This is a genomic window from Plantactinospora sp. ZYX-F-223 (genome assembly GCF_039649625.1).
Classification (GTDB): Bacteria; Actinomycetota; Actinomycetes; order Mycobacteriales; family Micromonosporaceae; genus Plantactinospora.
Map to the genome: position 1 here is coordinate 226018 of NZ_JBDJAV010000006.1, position 21278 is coordinate 247295.

At 72.7% G+C, this 21278-nt stretch carries 16 protein-coding genes; 10 read left to right on the forward strand and 6 right to left on the reverse strand.

Features of this window, described 5'->3' with window-relative positions:
- Positions 1-143 precede the first annotated feature (143 nt).
- A complete protein-coding gene (locus AAH979_RS08770) occupies positions 144-1196 on the reverse strand; it encodes a LacI family DNA-binding transcriptional regulator (protein ID WP_346257550.1) in 1053 nt (350 codons plus the stop codon).
- 339 nt (positions 1197-1535) lie between these two features.
- Between AAH979_RS08770 and AAH979_RS08775 the strand changes: the two genes are divergently transcribed.
- From AAH979_RS08775 to AAH979_RS08805, 7 genes are all read left to right on the forward strand, one after another.
- Positions 1536-2480 carry an ABC transporter substrate-binding protein gene (locus AAH979_RS08775; protein WP_346257599.1) on the forward strand — a complete coding sequence of 315 codons (945 nt, stop codon included), beginning with the start codon at positions 1536-1538 and terminating at the stop codon, positions 2478-2480.
- A 45-nt stretch (positions 2481-2525) separates the two neighbouring features.
- Positions 2526-4124 (forward strand): sugar ABC transporter ATP-binding protein, encoded by a 1599-nt coding sequence (locus tag AAH979_RS08780; RefSeq protein WP_346257551.1) that lies wholly within the window; start codon positions 2526-2528, stop codon positions 4122-4124.
- Positions 4124-5179 (forward strand): ABC transporter permease, encoded by a 1056-nt coding sequence (locus AAH979_RS08785; RefSeq protein ID WP_346257552.1) that lies wholly within the window; start codon positions 4124-4126, stop codon positions 5177-5179. The genes AAH979_RS08780 and AAH979_RS08785 overlap by 1 nt, the downstream gene beginning before the upstream one ends.
- On the forward strand, positions 5176-6174 hold the full coding sequence (gene yjfF / locus AAH979_RS08790) for a galactofuranose ABC transporter, permease protein YjfF (protein WP_346257553.1): 999 nt from the start codon (positions 5176-5178) through the stop codon (positions 6172-6174). The genes AAH979_RS08785 and yjfF overlap by 4 nt, the downstream gene beginning before the upstream one ends.
- Before the next feature lie 171 nt (positions 6175-6345).
- Complete coding sequence (gene araB, locus AAH979_RS08795; protein WP_346257554.1) at positions 6346-8013, forward strand: ribulokinase; 1668 nt, start codon at positions 6346-6348, stop codon at positions 8011-8013.
- Positions 8010-8696 (forward strand): L-ribulose-5-phosphate 4-epimerase, encoded by a 687-nt coding sequence (locus tag AAH979_RS08800; RefSeq protein ID WP_346257555.1) that lies wholly within the window; start codon positions 8010-8012, stop codon positions 8694-8696. The genes araB and AAH979_RS08800 overlap by 4 nt, the downstream gene beginning before the upstream one ends.
- 144 nt (positions 8697-8840) lie before the next feature.
- On the forward strand, positions 8841-9701 hold the full coding sequence (locus tag AAH979_RS08805) for a 4'-phosphopantetheinyl transferase superfamily protein (RefSeq protein ID WP_346257556.1): 861 nt from the start codon (positions 8841-8843) through the stop codon (positions 9699-9701).
- Here the strand turns inward: AAH979_RS08805 and AAH979_RS08810 are convergent.
- A complete protein-coding gene (locus tag AAH979_RS08810) occupies positions 9666-10445 on the reverse strand; it encodes an LLM class flavin-dependent oxidoreductase (protein WP_346257557.1) in 780 nt (259 codons plus the stop codon). The genes AAH979_RS08805 and AAH979_RS08810 overlap by 36 nt on opposite strands.
- A gap of 132 nt (positions 10446-10577) precedes the next feature.
- A complete protein-coding gene (locus AAH979_RS08815) occupies positions 10578-11417 on the reverse strand; it encodes a hypothetical protein (protein WP_346257558.1) in 840 nt (279 codons plus the stop codon).
- A 321-nt stretch (positions 11418-11738) separates the two neighbouring features.
- On the opposite strand from AAH979_RS08815, the gene AAH979_RS08820 reads away from it, so the two are divergent.
- The gene (locus AAH979_RS08820) at positions 11739-15017 is read left to right on the forward strand and encodes a BTAD domain-containing putative transcriptional regulator (protein ID WP_346257559.1); all 3279 of its coding nucleotides are present in this window, start codon (positions 11739-11741) and stop codon (positions 15015-15017) included.
- 9 nt (positions 15018-15026) lie between these two features.
- On the opposite strand, the gene AAH979_RS08825 is transcribed toward AAH979_RS08820, so the two are convergent.
- Together AAH979_RS08825 and AAH979_RS08830 are read right to left on the reverse strand one after the other, a co-directional pair.
- Entirely contained in the window at positions 15027-15338 is a 312-nt protein-coding gene (locus AAH979_RS08825; protein ID WP_346257560.1) for a hypothetical protein, read from the reverse strand.
- Between the two features lie 108 nt (positions 15339-15446).
- On the reverse strand, positions 15447-16526 hold the full coding sequence (locus AAH979_RS08830) for a LacI family DNA-binding transcriptional regulator (RefSeq protein WP_346257561.1): 1080 nt from the start codon (positions 16524-16526) through the stop codon (positions 15447-15449).
- Between the two features lie 280 nt (positions 16527-16806).
- Here AAH979_RS08830 and AAH979_RS08835 point away from each other — a divergent pair, with 280 nt between their 5' ends.
- The gene (locus AAH979_RS08835; protein WP_346257562.1) at positions 16807-19761 is read left to right on the forward strand and encodes an aminotransferase class I/II-fold pyridoxal phosphate-dependent enzyme; all 2955 of its coding nucleotides are present in this window, start codon (positions 16807-16809) and stop codon (positions 19759-19761) included.
- A gap of 41 nt (positions 19762-19802) precedes the next feature.
- Here AAH979_RS08835 and AAH979_RS08840 read toward each other — a convergent pair whose 3' ends face one another.
- Positions 19803-20414, reverse strand: coding sequence for a LysR substrate-binding domain-containing protein (locus AAH979_RS08840; protein WP_346257563.1), 612 nt, complete (start codon positions 20412-20414; stop codon positions 19803-19805).
- Between AAH979_RS08840 and AAH979_RS08845 the strand changes: the two genes are divergently transcribed.
- The gene (locus AAH979_RS08845) at positions 20349-21206 is read left to right on the forward strand and encodes a kelch repeat-containing protein (protein WP_346257564.1); all 858 of its coding nucleotides are present in this window, start codon (positions 20349-20351) and stop codon (positions 21204-21206) included. The two genes, AAH979_RS08840 and AAH979_RS08845, sit on opposite strands and share 66 nt — an antisense overlap.
- Positions 21207-21278 lie beyond the last annotated feature (72 nt).

Genomic DNA, 21278 nt, shown 5'->3' on the forward strand with positions numbered 1-21278 from the left:
GGTATCCCGCCCGGGAAGGCTTCCGTGGTATACCGGTGGAGCACCGTCGCGGCAGGTGGGAGCCCTGTCATTGCGGGCCGGGCGCGCTATGTCGATTAATCCGGCCGTACGCATTCCGGGTGCCGGCGCTGCCGGCGCGCCGCTCAGCCGGGCGCCGGTCCGGAACTCGTCCGGGCGACGAACCGGGGAGTCAACGAGATCCGGCGGTTGGTCCGGACGCCGCTTTCGAGTTGTTCGATCAGCAGCTCCAGGCTGCGCCGGCCGAGTTCGGCGAAGTCCTGCCGGACCGTGGTGAGCGGCGGCAGGAAGTAGCTCGACTCCGGTACGTCGTCGAAGCCCACCACGCTGACCTCCTGCGGCACCCGGCGGCCGGCCTCGTGCAGCGCCCGCAGCGCGCCCAGGGCGATCTGGTCGCTGCCGCAGAAGATCGCGGTGACCGTCGGATCGGTGGCGAGCAGTCGGCCGTGTTCGTAGCCCGCCCGGGCGCTCCAGTCACCGGTTCGGGGTGCGGGCACCGGGGCGCCGGCGGCGTGCAGCGCCGCCCGCCAGCCGTCGGTCCGGTCCCGCGCCTCCGGCCAGTCGGGCGGGCCGGCGATGTGTTGCACGGTGGTATGCCCGAGTCCGAGCAGGTGCCGGGTCGCCATCGCGGCGCCGGTGGCGTTGTCGATGCAGACCATCGGCACGTGTTCGCCGCCGCCACCCACCCCGACCACGGCCAGCCCGGCCGGTGCCTGGGCCAGCGCGGTGCCCACACTGCTCTGCGGGGCGATCGCCACGATCCCCTCCACGGACTGTTCGCAGAGCCGGTCGACCGCGTCCAGCACCGACTCCCGGTCCAGCGCCCGTACGCTCGCCACGCTGACGAAGTAGCCGGCGGCCCGGGCGGCCTGTTCGAGGCCGTACAGAGTGGAGGCCGGGCCGAAGAGCGTGGTCTCGTAGGCGATCAGTCCCAGGGTGCGGGACCGGCGGGTGACCAGGGTGCGGGCCGCCGAGTTGCGCCGGTAGTTCAGTGCCCGCATCGCCGCGAGCACCCGGTCGCGGGTCTCCGGCCGGACGTTCGGATGGTCGTTGAGGACCCGTGAGACGGTCTGGTGGGAGACCCCGGCCAGGCGCGCGACGTCGCGCATCACCGAGCCCCGGGTACGGGGCGGCGGGCCGCCGGGCTGGTCACCGGCGTCGATACGGTCAGCTGTCAACGGCCGCTCCTTCGTCTCGGCCGGCCGTCTGGCGGTGTAGGTCCGGCGACGTCCAGCATCACGGATCCATACCGTCGCCGGAAGTACCCCTTGACGGCCGGCATGAGAACGTTAACACTCACGAAACAGGAAGCCCTGTGGATCGTCCGGCGTGCCCTGAAGGTCGGCGTTCTCCGTGGCAGACTGGGCCGAATCCAGCAAACTCCGGCATCGCGCAGGTGGTGGCGAGGGGTGCCGGTCGGTCTTGCGTGTGAACGGTAACTACGACAGACAACGATGTTCCCAGGCGAGGAGGAAACGGTGCTGAAAAAGATCTCCGCCGTTGTACTCGGCGGACTGATGGTGACCGCGTTGGCCGCCTGCGGAGGCGACGGCGGCGCGGGCAGCGGCTCCGGAAACGACGATGGCAAGATCACGCTGGGCTTCGCCCAGGTGGGCGCCGAGAGCGGTTGGCGTACCGCGAACACCAAGTCCATCCAGGACTCCGCCAAGGAGGCCGGGATCGACCTCCAGTTCTCCGACGCGCAGCAGAAGCAGGAGAACCAGATCAAGGCGATCCGGTCGTACATCACCCAGAAGGTCGACGTGATCGCCTTCTCGCCGGTGGTGGAGTCCGGTTGGGACACCGTGCTCCGCGAGGCGAAGGACGCCAAGATCCCGGTCATCCTGACCGACCGGGCGATCGACTCCCCGGACAAGACGCTGTACAAGACCTTCATCGGGTCCGACTTCGTGCTTGAGGGGAAGAAGGCCGGTGAGTGGCTGGTCGCCGAATACCAGGGCAAGACCGAGCCGGTGAACATCGTGGAGTTGCAGGGCAGCACCGGATCGGCGCCGGCCAACGACCGCAAGTCCGGCTTCGCCGACGTCATCAAGGCGGACCCGAAGTTCAAGGTGATCGCCTCGCAGACCGGCGAGTTCACCCGGGCCAAGGGCAAGGAGGTCATGGACGCGTTCCTCAAGGCGCACAAGGACATCGACGTGCTCTACGCGCACAACGACGACATGGGTCTCGGTGCGATCGAGGCGATCGAGGGCGCCGGCCTGAAGCCGGGTGTCGACATCAAGATCATCACTGTCGACGCGGTGAAGGACGGCATGCAGGCGCTCGCCGACGGCAAGATCAACTTCATCGTCGAGTGCAGCCCGCTGCTCGGCCCACAGCTGATGGACCTGGTGAAGAAGGTCGTCGCCGGTGAGACCGTGCCGGATCGGGTGGTCACCGAGGAGACCACCTTCACCCAGGAGCAGGCCAAGGCCGCGCTGCCGAGCCGGCAGTACTAGCCGAGGATCCCGCACCGCGACGACGCGACGGACGGAGGAGGGCGGATGGAGACGTCGGGGGAGCCCCGGGCGATCCTGACCATGGCCGGCATCGGCAAACGGTTCCCCGGCGTACGGGCACTCGACGAGGTCGACTTCCGGCTCTTCCCCGGCGAGGTGCATGCGCTGATGGGTGAGAACGGCGCCGGGAAGTCGACACTGATCAAGGTGCTGACCGGGGTGTACGACGTGGACGAGGGCGAGATAGTCCTCGACGGCACCCCGGTCCGCTTCGCCGGCCCGTTGCAGGCGCAGCAGGCCGGGGTCAGCACCGTCTACCAGGAGGTCAACCTCTGCGCCAACCTCTCCGTCGCGGAGAACATCCACATCGGCCGGGAACCGCGCCGCTTCGGCGCCATCCACTGGAGCGAGCTGCGGCGTCGTTCCCGGCGACTGCTCGACGGGCTGGGGCTGGACATCGACGTCACGGCCCCGCTCGGCAGCCTCTCCCTGGCGGTGCAGCAGATGGTCGCGATCGCCCGGGCCATCGACATCTCCGCCAAGGTGCTGATCCTGGACGAGCCGACCTCCAGCCTGGACGCCGACGAGGTCGGGCAGCTCTTCCGGGTGATGCGCCAACTCAAGGGGGAGGGCATGGCGATCCTGTTCGTCAGCCACTTCCTCGACCAGGTCTACGAGATCTCCGACCGGATGACCGTGCTGCGCAACGGTCGCCGGGTCGGCGAGTACGCCACCCGGGAGCTGAGCCAGCTCGACCTGGTCAGCGCGATGATCGGCAAGGAACTCGCGGCGCTGGAGGAGTTGGAGGAGCAGCCCCGGCGCTCGCTGGCCGTCCTGGAGCGGGGTCAGCCGGTGGTCGAGGCGGCCGGGCTCGGCCGGGGCGGCGCGATCGCCCCGTTCAGCCTGTCCATCCACCGCGGCGAGGTGGTCGGGCTGGCCGGGCTGCTCGGCTCCGGGCGTACCGAAGTGGCCCGGTTGCTCTTCGGCGCGGACCGGGCCGACGCCGGAGAACTCAAGGTGGACGGCGAACCGGTGGCCATGCGCGGCCCGCGCACCGCGATGGCCCGGGACATCGCCTTCTGCTCCGAGAACCGGCGCACCGAAGGGCTGGTCGCCGACCTCACCGTCCGGGAGAACATCATCCTGGCCCTCCAGGCCGCCCGGGGCTGGTCCCGTCCGCTGCCCCGGCGCCGGCAGGACGAACTGGTCGACAAGTACGTCAAGGCGCTGCGCATCGTGCCGGCCAACCCGGAGGCGCTGGTCGGTCAGCTCAGCGGCGGCAACCAGCAGAAGGTGCTGCTGGCCCGCTGGCTGATCACCGAACCGCGGCTGCTGATCCTGGACGAGCCGACCCGGGGCATCGACGTCGGCGCCAAGGCCGAGATCCAGCGGCTGGTGGTCACGCTCTCCGACGGCGGGATGGCGGTGCTCTTCATCTCCGCCGAGCTGGAGGAGGTGCTCCGGCTCAGCCACAAGATCGCCGTCCTGCGGGACCGGCGGATGGTCGACGAACTGGCCAACGACGACGAGGTGACCGCCGACCGGATCATGGCGATCATCGCCAGTGGCCACGGTTCGGCGCCACCGGACGAGGCTGGCCAACCGCACGATCCGGACGTGACCGTCGTCCGGGAGGAGGTGTGATGGCCAACCTCGTACGGCACCGGTTCTTCTGGCCGGTGCTGACCCTGGTGGTCCTGCTGGTCAGCAACCTGTTCTTCACCCCAGACTTCTTCGCCGTCGACGTCCGCCAGGGGCACCTGTACGGCAGCCTGGTCGACATCGTGCGGTTCGGGGCGCCACTGATCCTGGTCTCGCTCGGCATGACCCTGGTGATCGCCACCGGCGGCATCGACCTCTCGGTCGGCTCGGTCGTGGCCATCTGCGGCGCGCTGGCCTGCCTGCGGATCAGCGAGCTGGGTGACCAGAACAGCGTGCTCGGCGTGCTGGCCGCAGTCGGACTCGCCCTCGGGCTGGCCCTGCTGCTCGGTGCCTGGAACGGCCTGCTGGTCGCCCAGTTCGGCATCCAGCCGATCATCGCCACCCTGATCCTGATGGTCGCGGGCCGGGGGCTGGCCCAACTCATCACCGACGGGCAGATCATCACGATCAACAGTTCGCCGTACAAGTTGATCGGCGGCGGCTACTGGCTGACCGTGCCGTTCTCGATCCTGGTCGCGCTGCTGGTCTTCGGGCTGGCGTTGCTGCTCACCCGGCGTACCGCGCTCGGCCTGCTGATCGAGTCGGTGGGCGGCAACGCCGAGGCGAGCCGGCTGGCCGGCATCCACGCCCGCCGGATCATCTTCACCGGGTACGTCTTCGCCGCCTTCTGCGCCGGGGTCGCCGGTTTGATGATCAGCTCGAACGTCTCCAGCGCGGACGGCAACAACGCCGGCCTCTGGATCGAGCTGGACGCCATCCTGGCGGTGGTGATCGGCGGTACGTCACTGGCCGGTGGCCGGTTCTCCCTCGGCGGTACGGTGCTGGGCGCGTTGATCATTCAGACCCTCACCACCACGATCTACACCATCGGCATCCCGCCGGAGACCACCCTGCTGTTCAAGGCGCTGGTCGTGACGATCGTCTGCCTGCTCCAGTCGCCAGCCTTCCGGGCCAAGGTCTTCGGCCGGCGCCGGAGACCACCACTGCCACCCGCTCCGGAGCGCGAGTCGCAACCGAAGGTGGAGGTGCCGGCATGACCGCCGTTCCGGGTACCGTGCCGAACGGGCGGGCGCGGATGCTGCGGCCGCAGCAGAAGTACCTTCCGCTGCTGGCCACCTCCGCCCTGCTGATCCTGATGTACAGCGCCGGGGTGCTGCGCTACGAGGGCTTCTCCGACACCCAGGTGGTGCTGAACGTCTTCGTCGACAACGCGTTCCTGCTGGTGGTCGCGGTCGGCATGACGTTCGTGATCCTGACCGGTGGCATCGACCTCTCGGTCGGTTCGGTGGTGGCGTTGACCACGATGCTCTCCGCCTCGCTGCTGGAGGAGCGGGGCTGGTCGCCTTATCTGGTGCTTCCGCTGGTGCTGTTGCTCGGCGCCCTGCTCGGCTTCGCGATGGGCTGCATCATCCACTACTTCGAGATCCAGCCGTTCATCGTCACCCTGGCCGGCATGTTCCTGGCCCGTGGGCTCTGCTACACGATCAGCACCTCGTCGATCACCATCGACGATCCGTTCTGGACCTCGGTCGCCCAGCAACGGATCCGGTTCGGCGGCTTCTTCATCTCCATCAGCGTGGTGATCGCGCTGGTGGTGGTGGCGATCGGCATCTACGTGCTCGGCTACACCCGGCTGGGCCGCAACACGTACGCGATCGGCGGCAACCCGCAGTCGGCGCTGCTGATGGGCCTGCCGGTCGGGCGTACCCGGATCGCGGTCTACACGATCAGCGGGTTCTGCTCGGCGCTCGGCGGGCTGCTACTCAGCTTCTACATGCTCTCCGGCAACAACGGGCACGCGGTCGGCCTGGAACTCGACGCGATCGCCGCCGTGGTGATCGGCGGCACGCTGCTGACCGGCGGCTCGGGTTACCTGGTCGGCACGGTGCTCGGGGTGCTGGTGCTGGGGCTCATCCAGACCATCGTCACCTTCCAGGGCGATCTCAGCTCCTGGTGGACCAAGATCGTGATCGGTGTGTTGCTGTTCGTGTTCATCGTGCTGCAGCGCACCGTGACCCGGCGGCAGACGTAGGTGTGACCCGCCCGGCCCGGCGGGCGCCGGCCGACCCGACCCGGCCTGGTGGTAGCGCTAACACCATGGTTGGCTGGCGGGTAGCGGGGGCTCCGGTGGGGCGCAGCGAGCCGGTCCACCGGGCGCGGGCGGCCGGTGAGGGAGAACAGGGAACGTCCAGGAGGGACACGAGTGAGCGCTAACGGTGCGGACCGGTACGTGGTGGGTGTCGACTTCGGCACGCTCTCCGGCCGGGCGGTGGTGGTCCGGGTCTCGGACGGCGCCGAACTCGGCTCGGCGGTGCACGAGTACCAGCACGGGGTGATCGACGACCGGCTGCCGGAGACCGGGGCCCAACTGCCCGGCGGCTGGGCGTTGCAGATGCCGGAGGACTGGCGGTCGGTGCTGCGTGAGGCGGTGCCCAAGGCGCTCTCGGCCGCCTCGGTGGCCCCGGAGGCGGTGATCGGGATCGGTACCGACTTCACCGCCTGCACCGTGCTGCCGACCCTGGCCGACGGCACCCCGCTGAACGAGGTCCCCGGGCTCGCCGACCGGCCGCACGCGTACCCGAAGCTGTGGAAGCACCACGCCGCGCAGCGGCACGCCGACCGGATCAACGACCTGGCCGAGCAGCGCGGCGAGCCGTGGCTGCCCCGGTACGGCGGCCGGATCTCCGCGGAGTGGCAGTTCGCCAAGGCCCTCCAGGTGCTCACCGAGGATCCCGAGGTCTACGCCCGGACCGAGCGGTGGATCGAGGCGGCCGACTGGATTATCTGGCAGCTCTGCGGCGAGGAGACCCGCAACGTCTGTACCGCCGGCTACAAGGGCATCCACCAGGACGGGCAGTACCCGTCCCGGGACTACCTCGCCGCACTGCACCCCGACTTCGCCGACTTCGCCGAGACCAGGCTCGCCCACCCGCTCGCCCCGCTCGGCGGGCTGGCCGGCCGGCTGACCCCCGAGGCGGCGGCCGCCACCGGGCTGCCGGCCGGGATCGCGGTCGCGGTCGGCAACGTCGACGCGCACGTCACCGCCGCCGCCGCGAACGCCGTCGAGCCCGGCCAGTTGCTGGCCATCATGGGCACCTCGACCTGCCACGTGATGGTCGCCGACACCCTCGCCGAGGTGCCCGGGATGTGCGGCGTGGTGCAGGACGGCATCGTGCCGGGCCGGCTCGGCTACGAGGCCGGACAGAGCGGCGTCGGGGACATCTTCGGCTGGTTCGTCGAGCACTGCGTACCGGCCGGCTACGCCGAGGAGGCGGCCCGGCGGGGGATCGGGGTGCACGAGTACCTGACCGAGTTGGCCGCCGCGCAGCGCCCCGGCCAGCACGGTCTGGTCGCCCTGGACTGGCACAACGGCAACCGCTCGGTGCTGGTCGACCACGACCTCTCCGGAGTGATCGTCGGGCAGACCCTGGCCACCCGGCCGGAGGACCAGTACCGCGCCCTGATCGAGGCGACCGCCTTCGGGACCCGAACCATCGTCGCCGCCTTCGTCGACGCCGGGGTGCCGGTGACCGAGTTCATCGTCGCTGGCGGCCTGCTCAAGAACGCCTTCCTGATGCAGGTCTACGCCGACGTGCTGCGCCGGCCGCTGTCGGTGATCGACTCCGACCAGGGGCCCGCGCTGGGCTCGGCGATCCACGCCGCGGTGGCCGCCGGGGCGTACCCGGACATCACCGCCGCGGCCGCCGCGATGGGCAAGGTCCGGCGAGGCGTCTACCAGCCCGACCCGGCCAGCGCCGACGTGTACGACCGGCTCTACGCCGAGTACGAGCGGCTGCACGACTACTTCGGCCGGGGCGGCAACGACGTGCTGCACCGGCTGCACGCGCTACGCGAGGAGGCGCGCCGATGACCAGCGGCGGACTCACCGGCACGATCAGCGACGCCGTCGCCCGGATCCGTCAGGAGGTGTGCCGGCTGCACGAACAGCTCACCCGCTGGGAGCTGGTCACCTGGACCAGCGGCAACGTCAGCGCCCGGGTGCCGGGCGCCGACCTGATGGTGATCAAGCCCAGTGGGGTGTCGTACGACGACCTCACTCCGGAGTCGATGGTGGTGACGACCCTGGACGGGGACGTCGTCGACGGCAACCACTCGCCGTCGAGCGACACCGACGCGCACGCGTACGTCTACCGGCACATGCCGCGGGTCAACGGGGTGGTGCACACGCACAGCCCGTACGCCACCGCCTGGGCGGCCCGGGACGAGGCGATCCCGTGCGTGCTCACCGCCATGGCCGACGAGTTCGGCGGGGAGATCCCGGTCGGCCCGTTCGCGCTGATCGGCGGCGACGACATCGGCAAGGGCATCGTCGCCACCCTGGAGGGACACCGCTCACCGGCGGTGCTGATGCGCAACCACGGGGTCTTCACCATCGGGGCCAGCGCCAAGGCGGCGGTGAAGGCGGCGGTGATGTGCGAGGACGTCGCGCGTACCGTGCACATCGCCCGGGCCGGCGGCCCGCTGGTGCCGATCGAGCCCCGGCACATCGACGCCCTCTACGAGCGCTACCAGGGGGTCTACGGTCAGCGTTGACGTCCGGGCGGCGGCGGAGTCCGGGGCGGTCGCGCCCGCCCCGGGCTGGTGCGCCGGCCGCCGGACTGGCATGCTCGCGCCAGAATGTTCCCCGGGCGGGCGCGCCCGTGCCCGCCGTCCACCCGCGACCCCTGGTGGTGCCTGTTGACCGGATCCCGTCGCCCGTCCGACGACCTGCCCGGGGCGGTCGCCCCGACGCCTGCCGGGGCGGGCGTCCCGGTGCCGCCGGTGCCGGGGGAGTGCCAGGTGTGGCGGCTGCCGATCGGTCCGGCGCACTGGGCCGGGCTCGACGTGCTCGACGACGAGGAGCGGGAGCGGCACGCCCGGTTCCGGCGGATCGCCGACCGGGACCGCTACCAGGCCGCCCATGTCGGGGTGCGGATGCTGCTCGGGCACTACCTCGGTGTGCCGGCCGGGCAGCTCGGCTTCTCCCGGCACTGCCGGCACTGCGGCGCCGGGCACGGCAAGCCGGTGGTCGACCGTCCCGCCACCAAACTCGACTTCTCACTCACCCACTCCGGCCAGTGGGTCGCCGTCGCGGTGGCCACCGACCCGGTCGGCCTGGACGTGCAGGAGCTGACCGACGGTACCGACGTGGCCGCGTTGAGCGGTAGCGTGCTGTCGCCGGCCGAACTGCGCTGGTGGACCGAGCAGCCGGCGGAGTCCGCCCGACGGGCGTTCTTCGGGTACTGGGCCCGCAAGGAGGCGCTGCTGAAGGCGACCGGGCACGGGCTGGCCGTACCGATGAACCGGATCACGCTGACGCCGCCGGACGAGCCGGCCCGGCTGGTCGACTGGGCCGCCGAGCGTCCCCTCGACGGCCCGGTGCAACTGCACGACCTCGACGCCGGTCCGGACTACACCGCCGCTGTCGCGGTGCTCTCCAGCCTGCCGGTCCGGATCAGCCGGGCGGAGTTCCCGGCGGCGCTGGCGGCCGGCCCGGCCGCACCGGGCGCGGCGGGTGCCGGATCAGACCGGTGGACCGGTCTCGATCTGCCGGCGTAGCCGGGCGAGCCAGTCACCGTCCGGGCTCTCCGGGCCGACCACCAACCAGGTGACCCCGGCGGCGGCGTACTCCTCGACCGGCACCGCCGGATCGTGCGGCACCACGATGTCCCGGTCCGGCCCGAGTACGGCGCGCACCTCGACCACCTGCGCCGGGGTCAGCCCGCCGACCGCGTCGGGGCCGAGCGCGAACACCCCGTCGTACCGGGCGGCCCGGTCGAGCGGGCGCCGGTGCGGCCAGGTCGCGGCGACCCAGATCGGCGGCCGGGGTCGCTGCACGGTGTCCGGGCCGAGCCGGGCCCGGACCCGGAACAGTGGACCGTCGTGTGCCACCTCGCCGCCGCGCAGCAGCCCGTCCAACACCACCAGTGCCTCGTCCAGTGCGGCCGCCCTGGCCCGCGGGTCGGCCGACTCGCCGAATCCGGTGAAGTCGGTCTCCGGTACGCCGAGGCCGACCCCGACCACGGCCCGGCCCGCGCTGAGCTGGTCGAGCGTGATCACCTCCTTGGCCACCTTCCACGGACGCCGCCGGGCCAGCGGGGTAACCATCGCACCGATCCGGACCCGTTCGGTGGCGGCGCCGATCGCGCCGAGCAGTACCCAGGGATCGTGCATCGGCGTGCCGTCGGCACCGAGGTGGTCCCAGAGGAAGAAGCCGTGCCAGCCTGTCCGGTCGGCCGCGACCGCGGCGTCGATCAGGTCGGCCGGCGATCCGGCGGGCGGGAGGGATATCGCGTACCGCATGCCATAGGTCTACCGGTCGGCGCCCGCCCTGTCTGCCCCGTCGCCCAGCGGCGCGACGGCGCCGCAGCGGTGGGCCGCTGCCCCCGGCCGTAGGCCGGGGGCAGCGGAGGTGTGGTCCGCCATCGGATCGCGTCACGCCGAACAGATCGCGTACGCCGTGACGGTCCAGTTGCCGGCGAAGGCGCCGTTCTCGGCGCCGGTCGCGGTGGCGGTGGGCAGGCCGACGTTGGGGCGCAGGTCGTCGATGACCACCGCGCCGACCGCCCCGTTGAGTTCGGCGCCCACCCCGTGTGCCCGGGTACCGGCCGGGCAGGCCGCGGTGGTGACCGACGCCGCGACCGGCGACCCGGCCGCGCTGGTCGCGACCCTGCGCACCATGTTGGCCGAGGCGTTGCCGCAGATCGCGTACCCGGTGATGTTCCAGTTGCCGGCGAAGGCGCCGTTCTCGTACCCGGTCAGCGTCGCCCCGGTCAGTGCGGCGTTCGGGGTGAGATCGTCGAGGAAGACGTTGCCGCCGGCACCGTTGAGTTCGGCACCGAGGCCGTAGAGCCGCAGGCCGGCCGGGCAACCGGCGAAGACCGACTTCGGGCTGACCGAGTTGGTCGCACTGGTGAAGTGCACGCGTTGCAGGTTGAGCGTGTTGACGCCGCAGATCGCGTAGCCGGTGACGTTCCAGTTGCCGGCGAAGGCGCCGTTCTCGACGCCGGTCACGAGCACGTTGGTCAGGGTGAGACTCGGGGTGATGTCGTCCAGGGTCACGTTGCCCCCACCACCGGTGATCTCGCCACCCGCACCGTAGACCCGCTGCCCGGCCGGGCAGTTGACCACGACGCTCTTGCTCGCGATCGAGTTCGTGGCGCTGGTGACGGCGATGCGGACCGGGGCCGCCACCCGGGTGCCGGAGTCGGCCGCCCGGGCCGGACCGGCGGCGCTGATCGCGCCCGCCACCATGATCAGGGCAAGGGTCGACACGACACCGCGCCGAACCCTGGTGTTATTGACAGCCATCGCTGCGGATCTCCCTTCGTCGCCCGCCGCCTGAGCTGGCGGTGGCGCACGGTCCAGCCTGGTCAGACCCGTCACGGTGCGGTCCGGGTCCGATCAGGGCCGGATCAGGGCGGGCGGTCACCGGGGCGCGACGTCCGTGCGGGGCGGCCACGGCCGCACCCGGCGCCCCGAGGGTCCGTGTCGGGATTCCGACTTTCGCTGGCATATGCCCGCTCTGTGCCGACATGCTGGCGCCCGGAGCCCCCGACCGTGTCACGTCCGGTTACCGGGGGAGGTGCAGCAGGGTTGCGTACGCCGCCCCGGCAACCGCCGATCCGTCCGCTGCCCGCCGGCCACCCGTCGATCTGGCCGCCGACCGCCGGCCAGCCGCCGGCCCGGGGGACGGCGCCACCTCCGCCATGGTCGCCGGGCTGGCGCTGCGTCCTCGTCGCGGCGGCGGCCGGCTACGGCAAGACCACGGCGGTACGCCGGATGCTCGCCCCGGACACCAGCCGCTGGTACACCAGGGCGGAGTGGACGCCCGTGCTCTGCGGTACCGACGGCGGGCCGCTCCAGGTCGACCTGAGCAGGCTGCCAGGGTCCACCGACGGGCCGGCCGGCGACGACCGGTGGCTGGTGCTCGACGGCGTGGACCCGCTGCCTCCGCCACGGCTGCGGGCGCTGCTGGCCGCGGCGTACCGGTTGCCCGACCGGGTCCGCCTGGTGGTGATCACCCGTCGCCCGCCCGCGGCGGCCCTGGTCGGCGGTGGGCTCCGCCGCGGCGACCTGGGCCTGCTCGGGCCGGTGGACCTTGCGCTGTCCCGGGTGGACGTGGCCGCGCTGTTGCGGGACCGCTACGACCTGCCGGATCCGGCGCTGACCCGGGCGGTGCACCGGGCCACCGCCGGCTGGCCGGTACTGGTGCACCTGCTGGCCCAGACGCTGCGGGACCTCGGTGACCGGGACGACGGGCCGCCCGGGTTTGCCGCCGCCGCTGCCGGAGCCGTGGCGTACCTGGCCGGCGAGGTCTTCCGGCAATTGCCCGCCGACGCCGCCCGGGTGCTCCGGCAGGCGGCCCGGGTCGACCCGGCGCATTCCGACCTCCTCGCCGGATCCGACCCGCGCCGCACCGGTCGCCTGCTGCGCTGGTTGGCCGCCGCCGGTCTCCTCGGCCCGGAGCGGCCGGACGGCGCCGGGCATCCCGCCATTCCGCTGGTGACCGAGGCGGCGCGCCGGCACTTCCCGCTGTCGCCCGCGCGGGCCGCCGCATTGCACGACCGGGCGGCCGACTGGTACGCCGGGCGCGGACTGCCGGCACCGGCCCTGCACGGCTACCGGGCGGCCGGACGGGTCGGCCCGACCGTCCGACTGCTCCGCCGGTACGGCGCGCGGCTGCTGGCCGACGGCGAGGCCGCCCTGGTCAGCGCCGCTGTCGGTACGCTGCCGCCGGCCCGGTGCCCGGCGCCGTTGCGCCAGTTGCACGGCGACGCGCTGCGGATGGCCGGCGCGGCCGCGTCGGCGATCGAGGTGTACCGGTCGCAGACCGCCCGGTGCGCCGCCCTGCCCCCGGCACTGGCCTGGCGGTACGGCCTGGTCCACCTGCTGCGGGGCGAGCCGCTGGCCGCGATCGCGGTCTTCGACCGGGCGACCACCGGGGCTGGCCGGACCCCCGACGAGGCGCTGCTGCTGGCGTGGGCCGGGTGCGCGTACGCGCTCTCCGGCGACGTGGCGACGGGGCGGGACCGGGCCCGCCGGGCGTTGGCGGCGGCGTCCGCCATACCGGGCGCGGGTCGGCTGGGCGAAGCGGCAGCGGCCCGGCCACCGGCACCGCCCGGCTCCGTACCGCCGCCCGGTTCCGTACCGCCGTCCGGGCCGGACCTACCGGTCGGGTCGGCGTTGCGCACGGCACAGGCGGTGGTGACCGCCGCAGTGGCGGCCGGCCTGACCGCGCGGCTGGCCGGCGACCGGGCGACCGGGGCCGGACAGCTCGCCGAAGGAGTGCGGCTGGCCGACGCCGCGGGTGATCTCGGCCTGGCCGCCTGGGCGCGGCTCAACCTGGCGGTGGCCCACTCCGGCGCGGCCCGCTACCGGGAGGCGGCGACGGTGGCGGGCGAGGCCGTCGAGCTGGCCGAGGAGGCCGAGTACCCGGCGATGCTGGCGCTGGCGCTGGCGGTCCGGGGCACCGCGCTGGTCCGGCTCGGGCGGCTGGCCGAGGCGGTCGCCGAGTACGAGCGCTCGGTGGCCCTGCACCACCGGCTCGGCTCGGCGTACGCGGCGGTGCCGCTGGCCGGGCTCGGCCGGGTGCACCTGCTCTGCGGCCGGGACAGTCTGGCCCGGGCCGCCTACCAGGAGGCGGTGCAGGTGAGCGAGCCGACCGGGAACGTGTTCGCGCTGGTACCCGCGCTGGCCGGGCTGGCCCGGGTCACCGCCGGGACGGATCCGGCCCGCGCCACCGCGCTCGCCGAGCGGGCCGTCCGGCTGGCTCCCGGCCCGGACGGCGGCCCGGCCCGGTGCGCGCTGGGCTGGGTTGCGGTGGCCGGCCGGGACCTTCCCCGGGCGGTGCTGCTCGCCGCCGAGGCCGAGGAACACGCGCGGCTGCACCAGGACCGGGCCGGGCTGGCCGAGGCGCTGCGGCTACGAGCGGCCGCCACCGCCGACCCGTCGTCGGCCCGGCAGGCGCTGGTGGAAGCCGGGGCGATCCTGCGGGAGGCCGGGGCGGGAGTCGACGCGGACCGGGTCCGGGTACTGCTCGGCCGGTTGCCCGGGGCCAGCGTGGAGGAGCGGATCGACGCCGAGATCGCCGCCGCCCGGCTCGTCGAGGTCGAGGTGGTGGTTCCGGCACCGGCCGTCGCCGCCGGGACGGTGGCGGTACGCACGCTCGGCCGGTTCGAGGTACGCGTCGACGGTCGACCCGTGCCCACCTCGGCCTGGCAGTCCCGCAAGGCCCGGGACCTGCTCAGGATCCTGGCCGCCCGGTGGGGTCGACCGGTCTCCCGGGAGCGGCTCGGCGAACTGCTCTGGCCCGGGGAGCCGCCGGAGCGGCTCGGCCATCGACTCTCGGTGCTGCTCTCGCTGCTGCGCGGGGTGCTGGATCCGGACCGGCGCGGTCCGGTCGACCGGTACGTGGTCGCCGAGCGGGCCAGCCTCGCGCTGGACGTCACGCACGTCGATCTCGACGTGCAGCTCTTCCAGGCCGAGGCGCTGCTCGGGCTGCGCCGGTTGGAGCGCGGGGATCGGGTTTCGGCGCAGGACGTACTCGCACTGGCCGAGCGGCGCTACCTGGGCGACTTCCTGGCTGACGACCCGTACGACGACTGGGCGGTGCCGGTCCGGGAGGAGATGCGCCGGCTCTACCTGCGGGCGGTCCGGACCCTGGCCCAACTGGCCCGGCATCGGGGCGACCCGGAGCAGGCGGCGCACCACTTGCGGCGGGCCCTGGAGATCGACCCGTACGACGAGCGGACCCACGAGGAGCTGATCTCGGTGCTGAGCGCGGCCGGCCGGTACGGCGAGGCGGACGAGGCGTACCGGCGCTACCGGCGGGCGATGGCGGTGCTCGGCGTACCGGCCCGGCTACCGCGTTGACCCGGCGGTTCAGAGCCCGAAGACGTCCTCCTCGGCGCCCTGCCGGACACCGTCCACGAAGCCCCGGAAAGCCGGGTCGTCCCGGTCGGCGGTCACGCTTGTCACCTGTTCACCGGTCGCCTCGGCGACGGCGTCCACCAGCGGGGGATAGCTGAGGTCGAGGTCGGCCAGTTCGTCGTCGTCGGCCTCGGCGAGATTGATCACGTCCTGGAGCTCGTCGGCATCGGTCTCCGGGTCACCGGCCCAGGCTTCACCCAGCTCGTAGCACTCGTCGTACAGCGCGCGCTGGTCCTCGGTCCAGTCGTCGTCGTAGTTCCTCACGCCGTACTCCCTTCCCCGCCCACCACCTGAGCATGCCCCCACGGGTGCGGAAGGGTCCCCTGTTATCGGTTTTTGCCCGTCCGACCGGGCCGGCGGCGCCCGGCGGGACTATCCGCGGTCGGTCTGGGTAACCGCGTCGGTCCGGGTGGCCGAGCGGGCGGCGCCGAGCGAGGCGACCGGGCCGGTCGACTCCCGGACGACCAGCCGGCAGGGCTGCCGGATCACCCCGGCGGCCCGTTCGCCGTCCAGCGCGGCGAAGAGCTGCTTGACCGCGGTCGCGCCGAGCTGTTGCAGGTTCAGGTCCACGGTGGTCAGTGGCGGCCGGCAGTCGGCGGCGAAGACCTCCCAGTTGTCGTACCCGACGATGGCCACGTCGTCCGGGATCCGACGGCCGAGGTCGAGCAGGGTCTCGGCGACCCCGGTGGCGATCTGGTCGTTGCCGCAGAAGACCGCGTCGATGTCCGGATCGGCGGTGAGCAGCATCCGGCCGGCGTGCCGGCCCCAGCGCTGGGACCACTCGCCGTAGAGCGGGTCGCCGCCGGCCAGCGGCAGGCCCGCCTCGGCCAGCACCGCGTGCAGGCCGGTCACCCGGTCGCGGGCGGCGCGGTAGGTCTCCGGGCCGGTGATGTGCCCGATCCGGCGGCGGCCGAGGGCGACCAGGTGCTCCACGGCCAGCCGTGCCCCACCGGCGTCGTCGGCGAGCACGGAGAGGTCGTTCGGGTCGTCGGACTCGCCGTAGACGTAGACGACCGGGACCGGGATGTCCCGGGTCAGCGAGGGGCGGATGTCGTTCGAGTCGCCCAGGATGATGAAGCCGTCCACCTGGCGGGCCAGCAGCGTACGGATGTAGTGCCGGCGCCGGATCACGTCCCCCCGGGCGTCGCAGAGCAGTACGCACATCTGCTCGTTGCCGAGCGCGTTCTCGATGCCGAGCAGCACCGGGAAGGCGAACCGCTCGCCGAGCTCGTCGGTGAGCAGCCCGATGGTCCGGGTGCGTCCCGAGATCAGCCCCTTGGCCAGGGCGTTGGGGTGGAAGGAGAGTTCCTCGGCCGCCTCCAGGACCCGGCGGCGGGTGGCCGGGGCGACCTCGTCCCGGGCGTTCAGCGCCTTGGATGCGGTGGCCACCGAGACCCCGGCCCGCCGCGCCACGTCGGTCAGGGTCACTGATTGAGAGCGTTGTCTGACCACCGAAATCCTTTCGGAGCGTCTTTCGAAAAGGCCGAGCAACCAGGATTGTAGTCTAGGCCCACTACGCCGCAATTTGCCCCTTCGTGGGAAGGGTCGGCAGCCGGGCGGTCTACTCGCTGTCTTCCGAAAAGGTTTTCGGATGTGGCTTCGGCCGACCCCACCACACCGGTCGACCACCCGGGCGGCCCCGCCTCCCGGTGCGCCCGACCGAGTCGACCGGACGCCCGAAGGCACGAGCCGGTGTTAGCCGGCTGAAAGCCGCGTGCGGTCTACTTGAGACGTGACCTGGGGGGAGCGTTCGGCAGTCGCCGTGGTGGGGATGGCGTGCCGCTTTCCGGGAGCGGACGACGTCGACGGGTTCTGGGCGCTGGTCCGGGACGGTCGGGTGGCCACCGCGCGGGTGTCGCCCGGCCGCTGGCGGCACGAGTACCTGCATCGGCCCGACGATCCGCGGCACGCCGACTCGGCGTACACCGACGTGGTCGCCCACCTGTCCGACGTGCGGACCTTCGACGGCCAGCGGTACGGGTTGGCGCCCCGGCGGGTGGAGGTGACCGATCCGCAGCAGCGGCTACTGGTCGCCCTGACCGACGCCGCGTTGCGGGACGCGGCCCTGCCGGAACTGCCCGTCGAGCGGACCGGTGTCTACGTCGGCGCCTCGGTCAGCGAATACCGGGAACTGCTGACCAGCCGGCTCCGGGCCGGACAGATGGCGGCCGGTGACCTCGGCGAGCCGCTGGACCCGGCGCTGGCCGAGGCGGCGGTGGGTGGAGTGGTGCCGATGCGGGCGTTCACCATGGCCGGATCGATGTTGAACATGGCGGCGGCCACGGTGAGTTCGGTCTTCGACCTGCGCGGGCCGAGCCTGGTGGTGGACGCCGCCTGCGCGTCGTCGCTGCTGGCGGTGCACGAGGCGGTCGGACACCTGCGCTCGGGCCGCTGCGACCTGGCCGTCGCCGGTGGGGTGTACCTGAACCTCGTCCCGGACAACCTGGTCGCGTTCTCCCGGATCGGCGCCCTGTCCCGCTCCGGGGTGTGCCGGCCGTTCGACCGGCGGGCGGACGGGTTCGTGCTCGGCGAAGGGGCGGCCGTGGTGCTGCTCAAGCGGCTCGACGACGCGCTCCGGGACGGCAACCGGGTGCACGGGGTGGTCCGGGGGGTGGGGTGCGCCAACGACGGTCGGGCCGACGGGCCGATGACGCCGCGCCTGGCGGGACAGGTGTCGGCCCTGCGCCACGCATACGACGACGCGGGGATCGAGCCGTCCGGGATCGGGTTCGTCGAGTGCCACGGCACGGCCACCCCGACCGGCGACGCGGTCGAGCTGGCCGCGCTGCGCGCGGTGTTCGGCGAGGACGCCGAGCCGTACGTGTCGTCGGTCAAGGCCAACATCGGGCACGCCATGTCGGCCTCCGGCATCGCCGGTCTGGTCAAGGCGCTCCTCGTGCTCGGGCACGGCGTCGTACCGCCGCAGGTCGGTTGCGAGGAGCCCGTCCCGGGACTCGGCGCGCTGCGGCTGGTCGGCCGGCCCCACCCGTGGCCCGCCGCGCCGGACGTTCCCCGGCGGGCCGCGGTCAACTCGTTCGGCTTCGGCGGCACCAACGTGCACGTCGTACTCGAGCAGGGCCGGCCCGGTGCGCTGGCCGCCCGACCGGCGCCCATCGGTGGGTCCGGGCGGGCGCTGTGGGCGGTGACCCCGGGACCGGACCCCGGCCGGGGCCGGCCCACTCCGGCGACGGGCGTGCCGACCCCGGCCCACCCGCCGGACGACGACCTGCTGGCGGCGATCGCCTCGGTCAGCGACCATCCGCGCGATACGCTGCGCGCCGGGCAGTCCCTGGTCGCGGACCTCGGGTTCGACTCCCTGATGCTGGTGGAGCTGGAGGAGAAGCTGGCGCAGCGGTACGACCTCGCCGGTGAGCTGCCCGCGGAACTGCTCGGCTGGGGCACCACCATCGCCGACCTGCACGCCTCGCTGGCGGCCCGGGACCGCCCGCCGCCCAGCTCCGGCGCCGGGGCCGGAGCACTGCCCAGCTCCGATGCCGGGGCCGGAGCGCTGCCGGAGCTGGCCGCCCTCGCGCATCGCCGCGCCCTGCTCGACGAACTCGGCCTGCCCAACCCGTACTTCGTCGCGCACGACGGTGCGCTCGGCGCGACCACCACGGTCGACGGGGTCGAGCTGGTCGACTTCTCCGGATACGACTACCTGGGCCTGGCCACCGACCCACGGGTGGTGGCGGCCGCACAGCGGGCCGTGGCGCGGTTCGGCACCTCGGTCTCGGCCAGTCGGGTCGCCTCCGGCGAACGGCCGCTGCACGGCGAACTCGAGACCGAGCTGGCCCGGCTGCTCGGCACCGAGGACGCGCTGGCGATGGTGAGCGGCTACACCACGAACCTCAGCGTGCTGGGCCATCTGCTCGGACCCGACGACCTGGCCGTGCACGACGCGCTCGCGCACGACAGCATCGTGCACGGCATCCGGCTCTCCGGTGCGACCCGCCGGCGCTTTCCGCACAACGACCTGGCCGCGCTGCGCCGGATCCTCGACGCCGACGCGGGCCGGTACCGGCGGGTCGTCGTGGCGGTGGAGGGCGTCTACAGCATGGACGGTGACCTCGCCGACCTGCCGGAACTGGTCCGGCTGCGCCGCCGGTACGGCTTCCTGCTCTATCTGGACGAGGCACACAGCATCGGCGTGCTCGGGCGTACCGGCCGGGGCGCCGGCGAGCACTGGCAGGTGGAGCCCACCGACGTCGACCTCTGGATGGGTACCCTGTCCAAGGCGCTGGCCAGTTGCGGAGGGTACGTGGCGGGCCACGCGAAGCTGGTCGACTATCTCCGGTACACCACGCCCGGTTTCGTCTACAGTGTCGGGATCCCGCCCGCCGCTGCGGCCGCCGCGCTCGCCGCCGTGCGGGTGCTGACCGCCGACACCGGACCGGTCGCACGGCTGCACCGCAACGCCGCGCTGTTCCGGGCCCGGGCCACCGCCCGAGGTGTCCGGACCGGCGGTGCCGGCACCCCGATCGTCCCGGTCGTCACCGGCGGCTCGGCCCGGACCCTCCGGCTCGGCGCGCGGATGCGGGAGCGGCGGATCAACGTCCAACCGATCGTGTACCCGGCGGTCCCGGAAGCCGCCGGACGGCTACGGTTCTTCGTCAAGGCGGCACACACCGCCGACCAGATCGAGGCGGCCGTCGACGCCCTGGCCGCCGAGCTCGGAGATACCCAGTAGAGCCGCGGGACCGCGGCGGCCGGTCTGCTTCGAGCACTCGATCAGCCACGGTCACGGTGGTGAACTCCCCCGGTGTCGGCGAGCTCGGTTGCCACCTCCCGGATGGTTGTCCGCAGCCAGCGGTGTACCGGGTCGAAGTCGAGGCGCGGATGCCAGGTCATGTAATACAGCATGGTGTCGATCTCGGGCGGCGCGTCGAGGATCCTGATCGCGCAGGTCTCGGCGTAGATGCCGACGAGCCGGCTTGGCATCGTCAGGATGAGGTCCGTGCCGGGGAGCACGAGCGGGCCGGTGGCGTGGAGGGGCAGGGTCAGCCCGGCCCGGCGGGGGGTGCCGTGTGCGGCGAGGACGCGGTCTATCGCCGGTTGCCGGCCGTTGACCAGGTCGATGATCAGGTGCCGAGAGGCGAGGTATTCCTTCAAGTCGATGCCTCCCCGATCGGCGAGGGGGTGGGCGGCGGAGAGCATGCAGACGAAGCGGTCGGTGAAGAGTCGTTCGCTGCGTAGCTGGTCCGGCGCCTGGGTGCCCAGAAAGGCGAGATCGACCGCGCCGTGCTCCACCTCGGTGAGGATGTCGCGGTGCCACGCGTGGAACTGCAACGTGGATCCGGGCGAGCCGGCCGCGATCTTGTGGGCGAGGCCCGGCCCGAGCACCGCCTGAGCGTAGTCGGAGGCCGCGAGCTTGATCAGTTGGGCGGTCGTGGAGGGGGCGAAGTCCTCACCGGCGAAGATGTCCTCCAGTTGTACGTCCTCGGTGGGCTGTCCGGTGGCGCGTCCTGGGAGGCGGTCGGGAACAGTTTCGTGTTCGACCCGGCGACGAACCGATGGAGTTCGCTGCCGCCGATGCCGGCCGATGTCCTGCGGGGCAGCGCGGCCATCGGCGTCTCCGGCAGCAAGATCTACCTTGCCGCCGGGATGCGGACACTGACCCCCGGCCCAGGCGGGTTGCAGGACACCGTGGCGACAGTGAACTCCTACGACGTCGTCACCCGCCGCTGGGCACGGCTGCCTGACCTGCCGGAGGCCCGCGACCACGCCGGCGGTGCCGTCGTCGGCACCACCTTGTTCGTCGTCGGCGGACGCGACCGCGGGCAGGTCAACGTCCGTGACACCGTGTTCGCCCTCGACCTTCGCGGCGGCAGCTGGAACGCTCGGGCCTCAATGCCCACCGCCCGAGGCGGCATCGCCACCGCCGTGATCGGGACCACCATCTACACCTTCGGCGGAGAAGGCAACGTCGTCGACGGCGTCAACACCGTTTTCCCGCAAACGGAGGCGTACGATGCCCGCCGTGACCGCTGGCAACGGCTGGCGCCCATGCCGATTCCCCGCCACGGCGGCGCGGCGGTCGCCGTGGGCGACAGCATCTACCTGCCCGGCGGCGGCAACCGCGGCGGCGGAGCACCGATGGACGTCAACGACGCTTTTCGGCCCGGTCATAGGTGACCACCGTGCATGACAAAGGAACGACGTCGAGCGGAGGCCATCCGGGTCACGCTGGATCGTGTCCGGCGTGGC

Coding starts and splice junctions, on each gene's coding strand:
- AAH979_RS08775 (WP_346257599.1), top strand. CDS start 1,536: ATGGTGACCGCGTTGGCCGCCTGCGGAGGCGACGGCGGCGCGGGCAGC.
- AAH979_RS08780 (WP_346257551.1), top strand. CDS start 2,526: ATGGAGACGTCGGGGGAGCCCCGGGCGATCCTGACCATGGCCGGCATC.
- AAH979_RS08785 (WP_346257552.1), top strand. CDS start 4,124: ATGGCCAACCTCGTACGGCACCGGTTCTTCTGGCCGGTGCTGACCCTG.
- yjfF (WP_346257553.1), top strand. CDS start 5,176: ATGACCGCCGTTCCGGGTACCGTGCCGAACGGGCGGGCGCGGATGCTG.
- AAH979_RS08800 (WP_346257555.1), top strand. CDS start 8,010: ATGACCAGCGGCGGACTCACCGGCACGATCAGCGACGCCGTCGCCCGG.
- AAH979_RS08810 (WP_346257557.1), bottom strand. CDS start 10,445: ATGCGGTACGCGATATCCCTCCCGCCCGCCGGATCGCCGGCCGACCTG.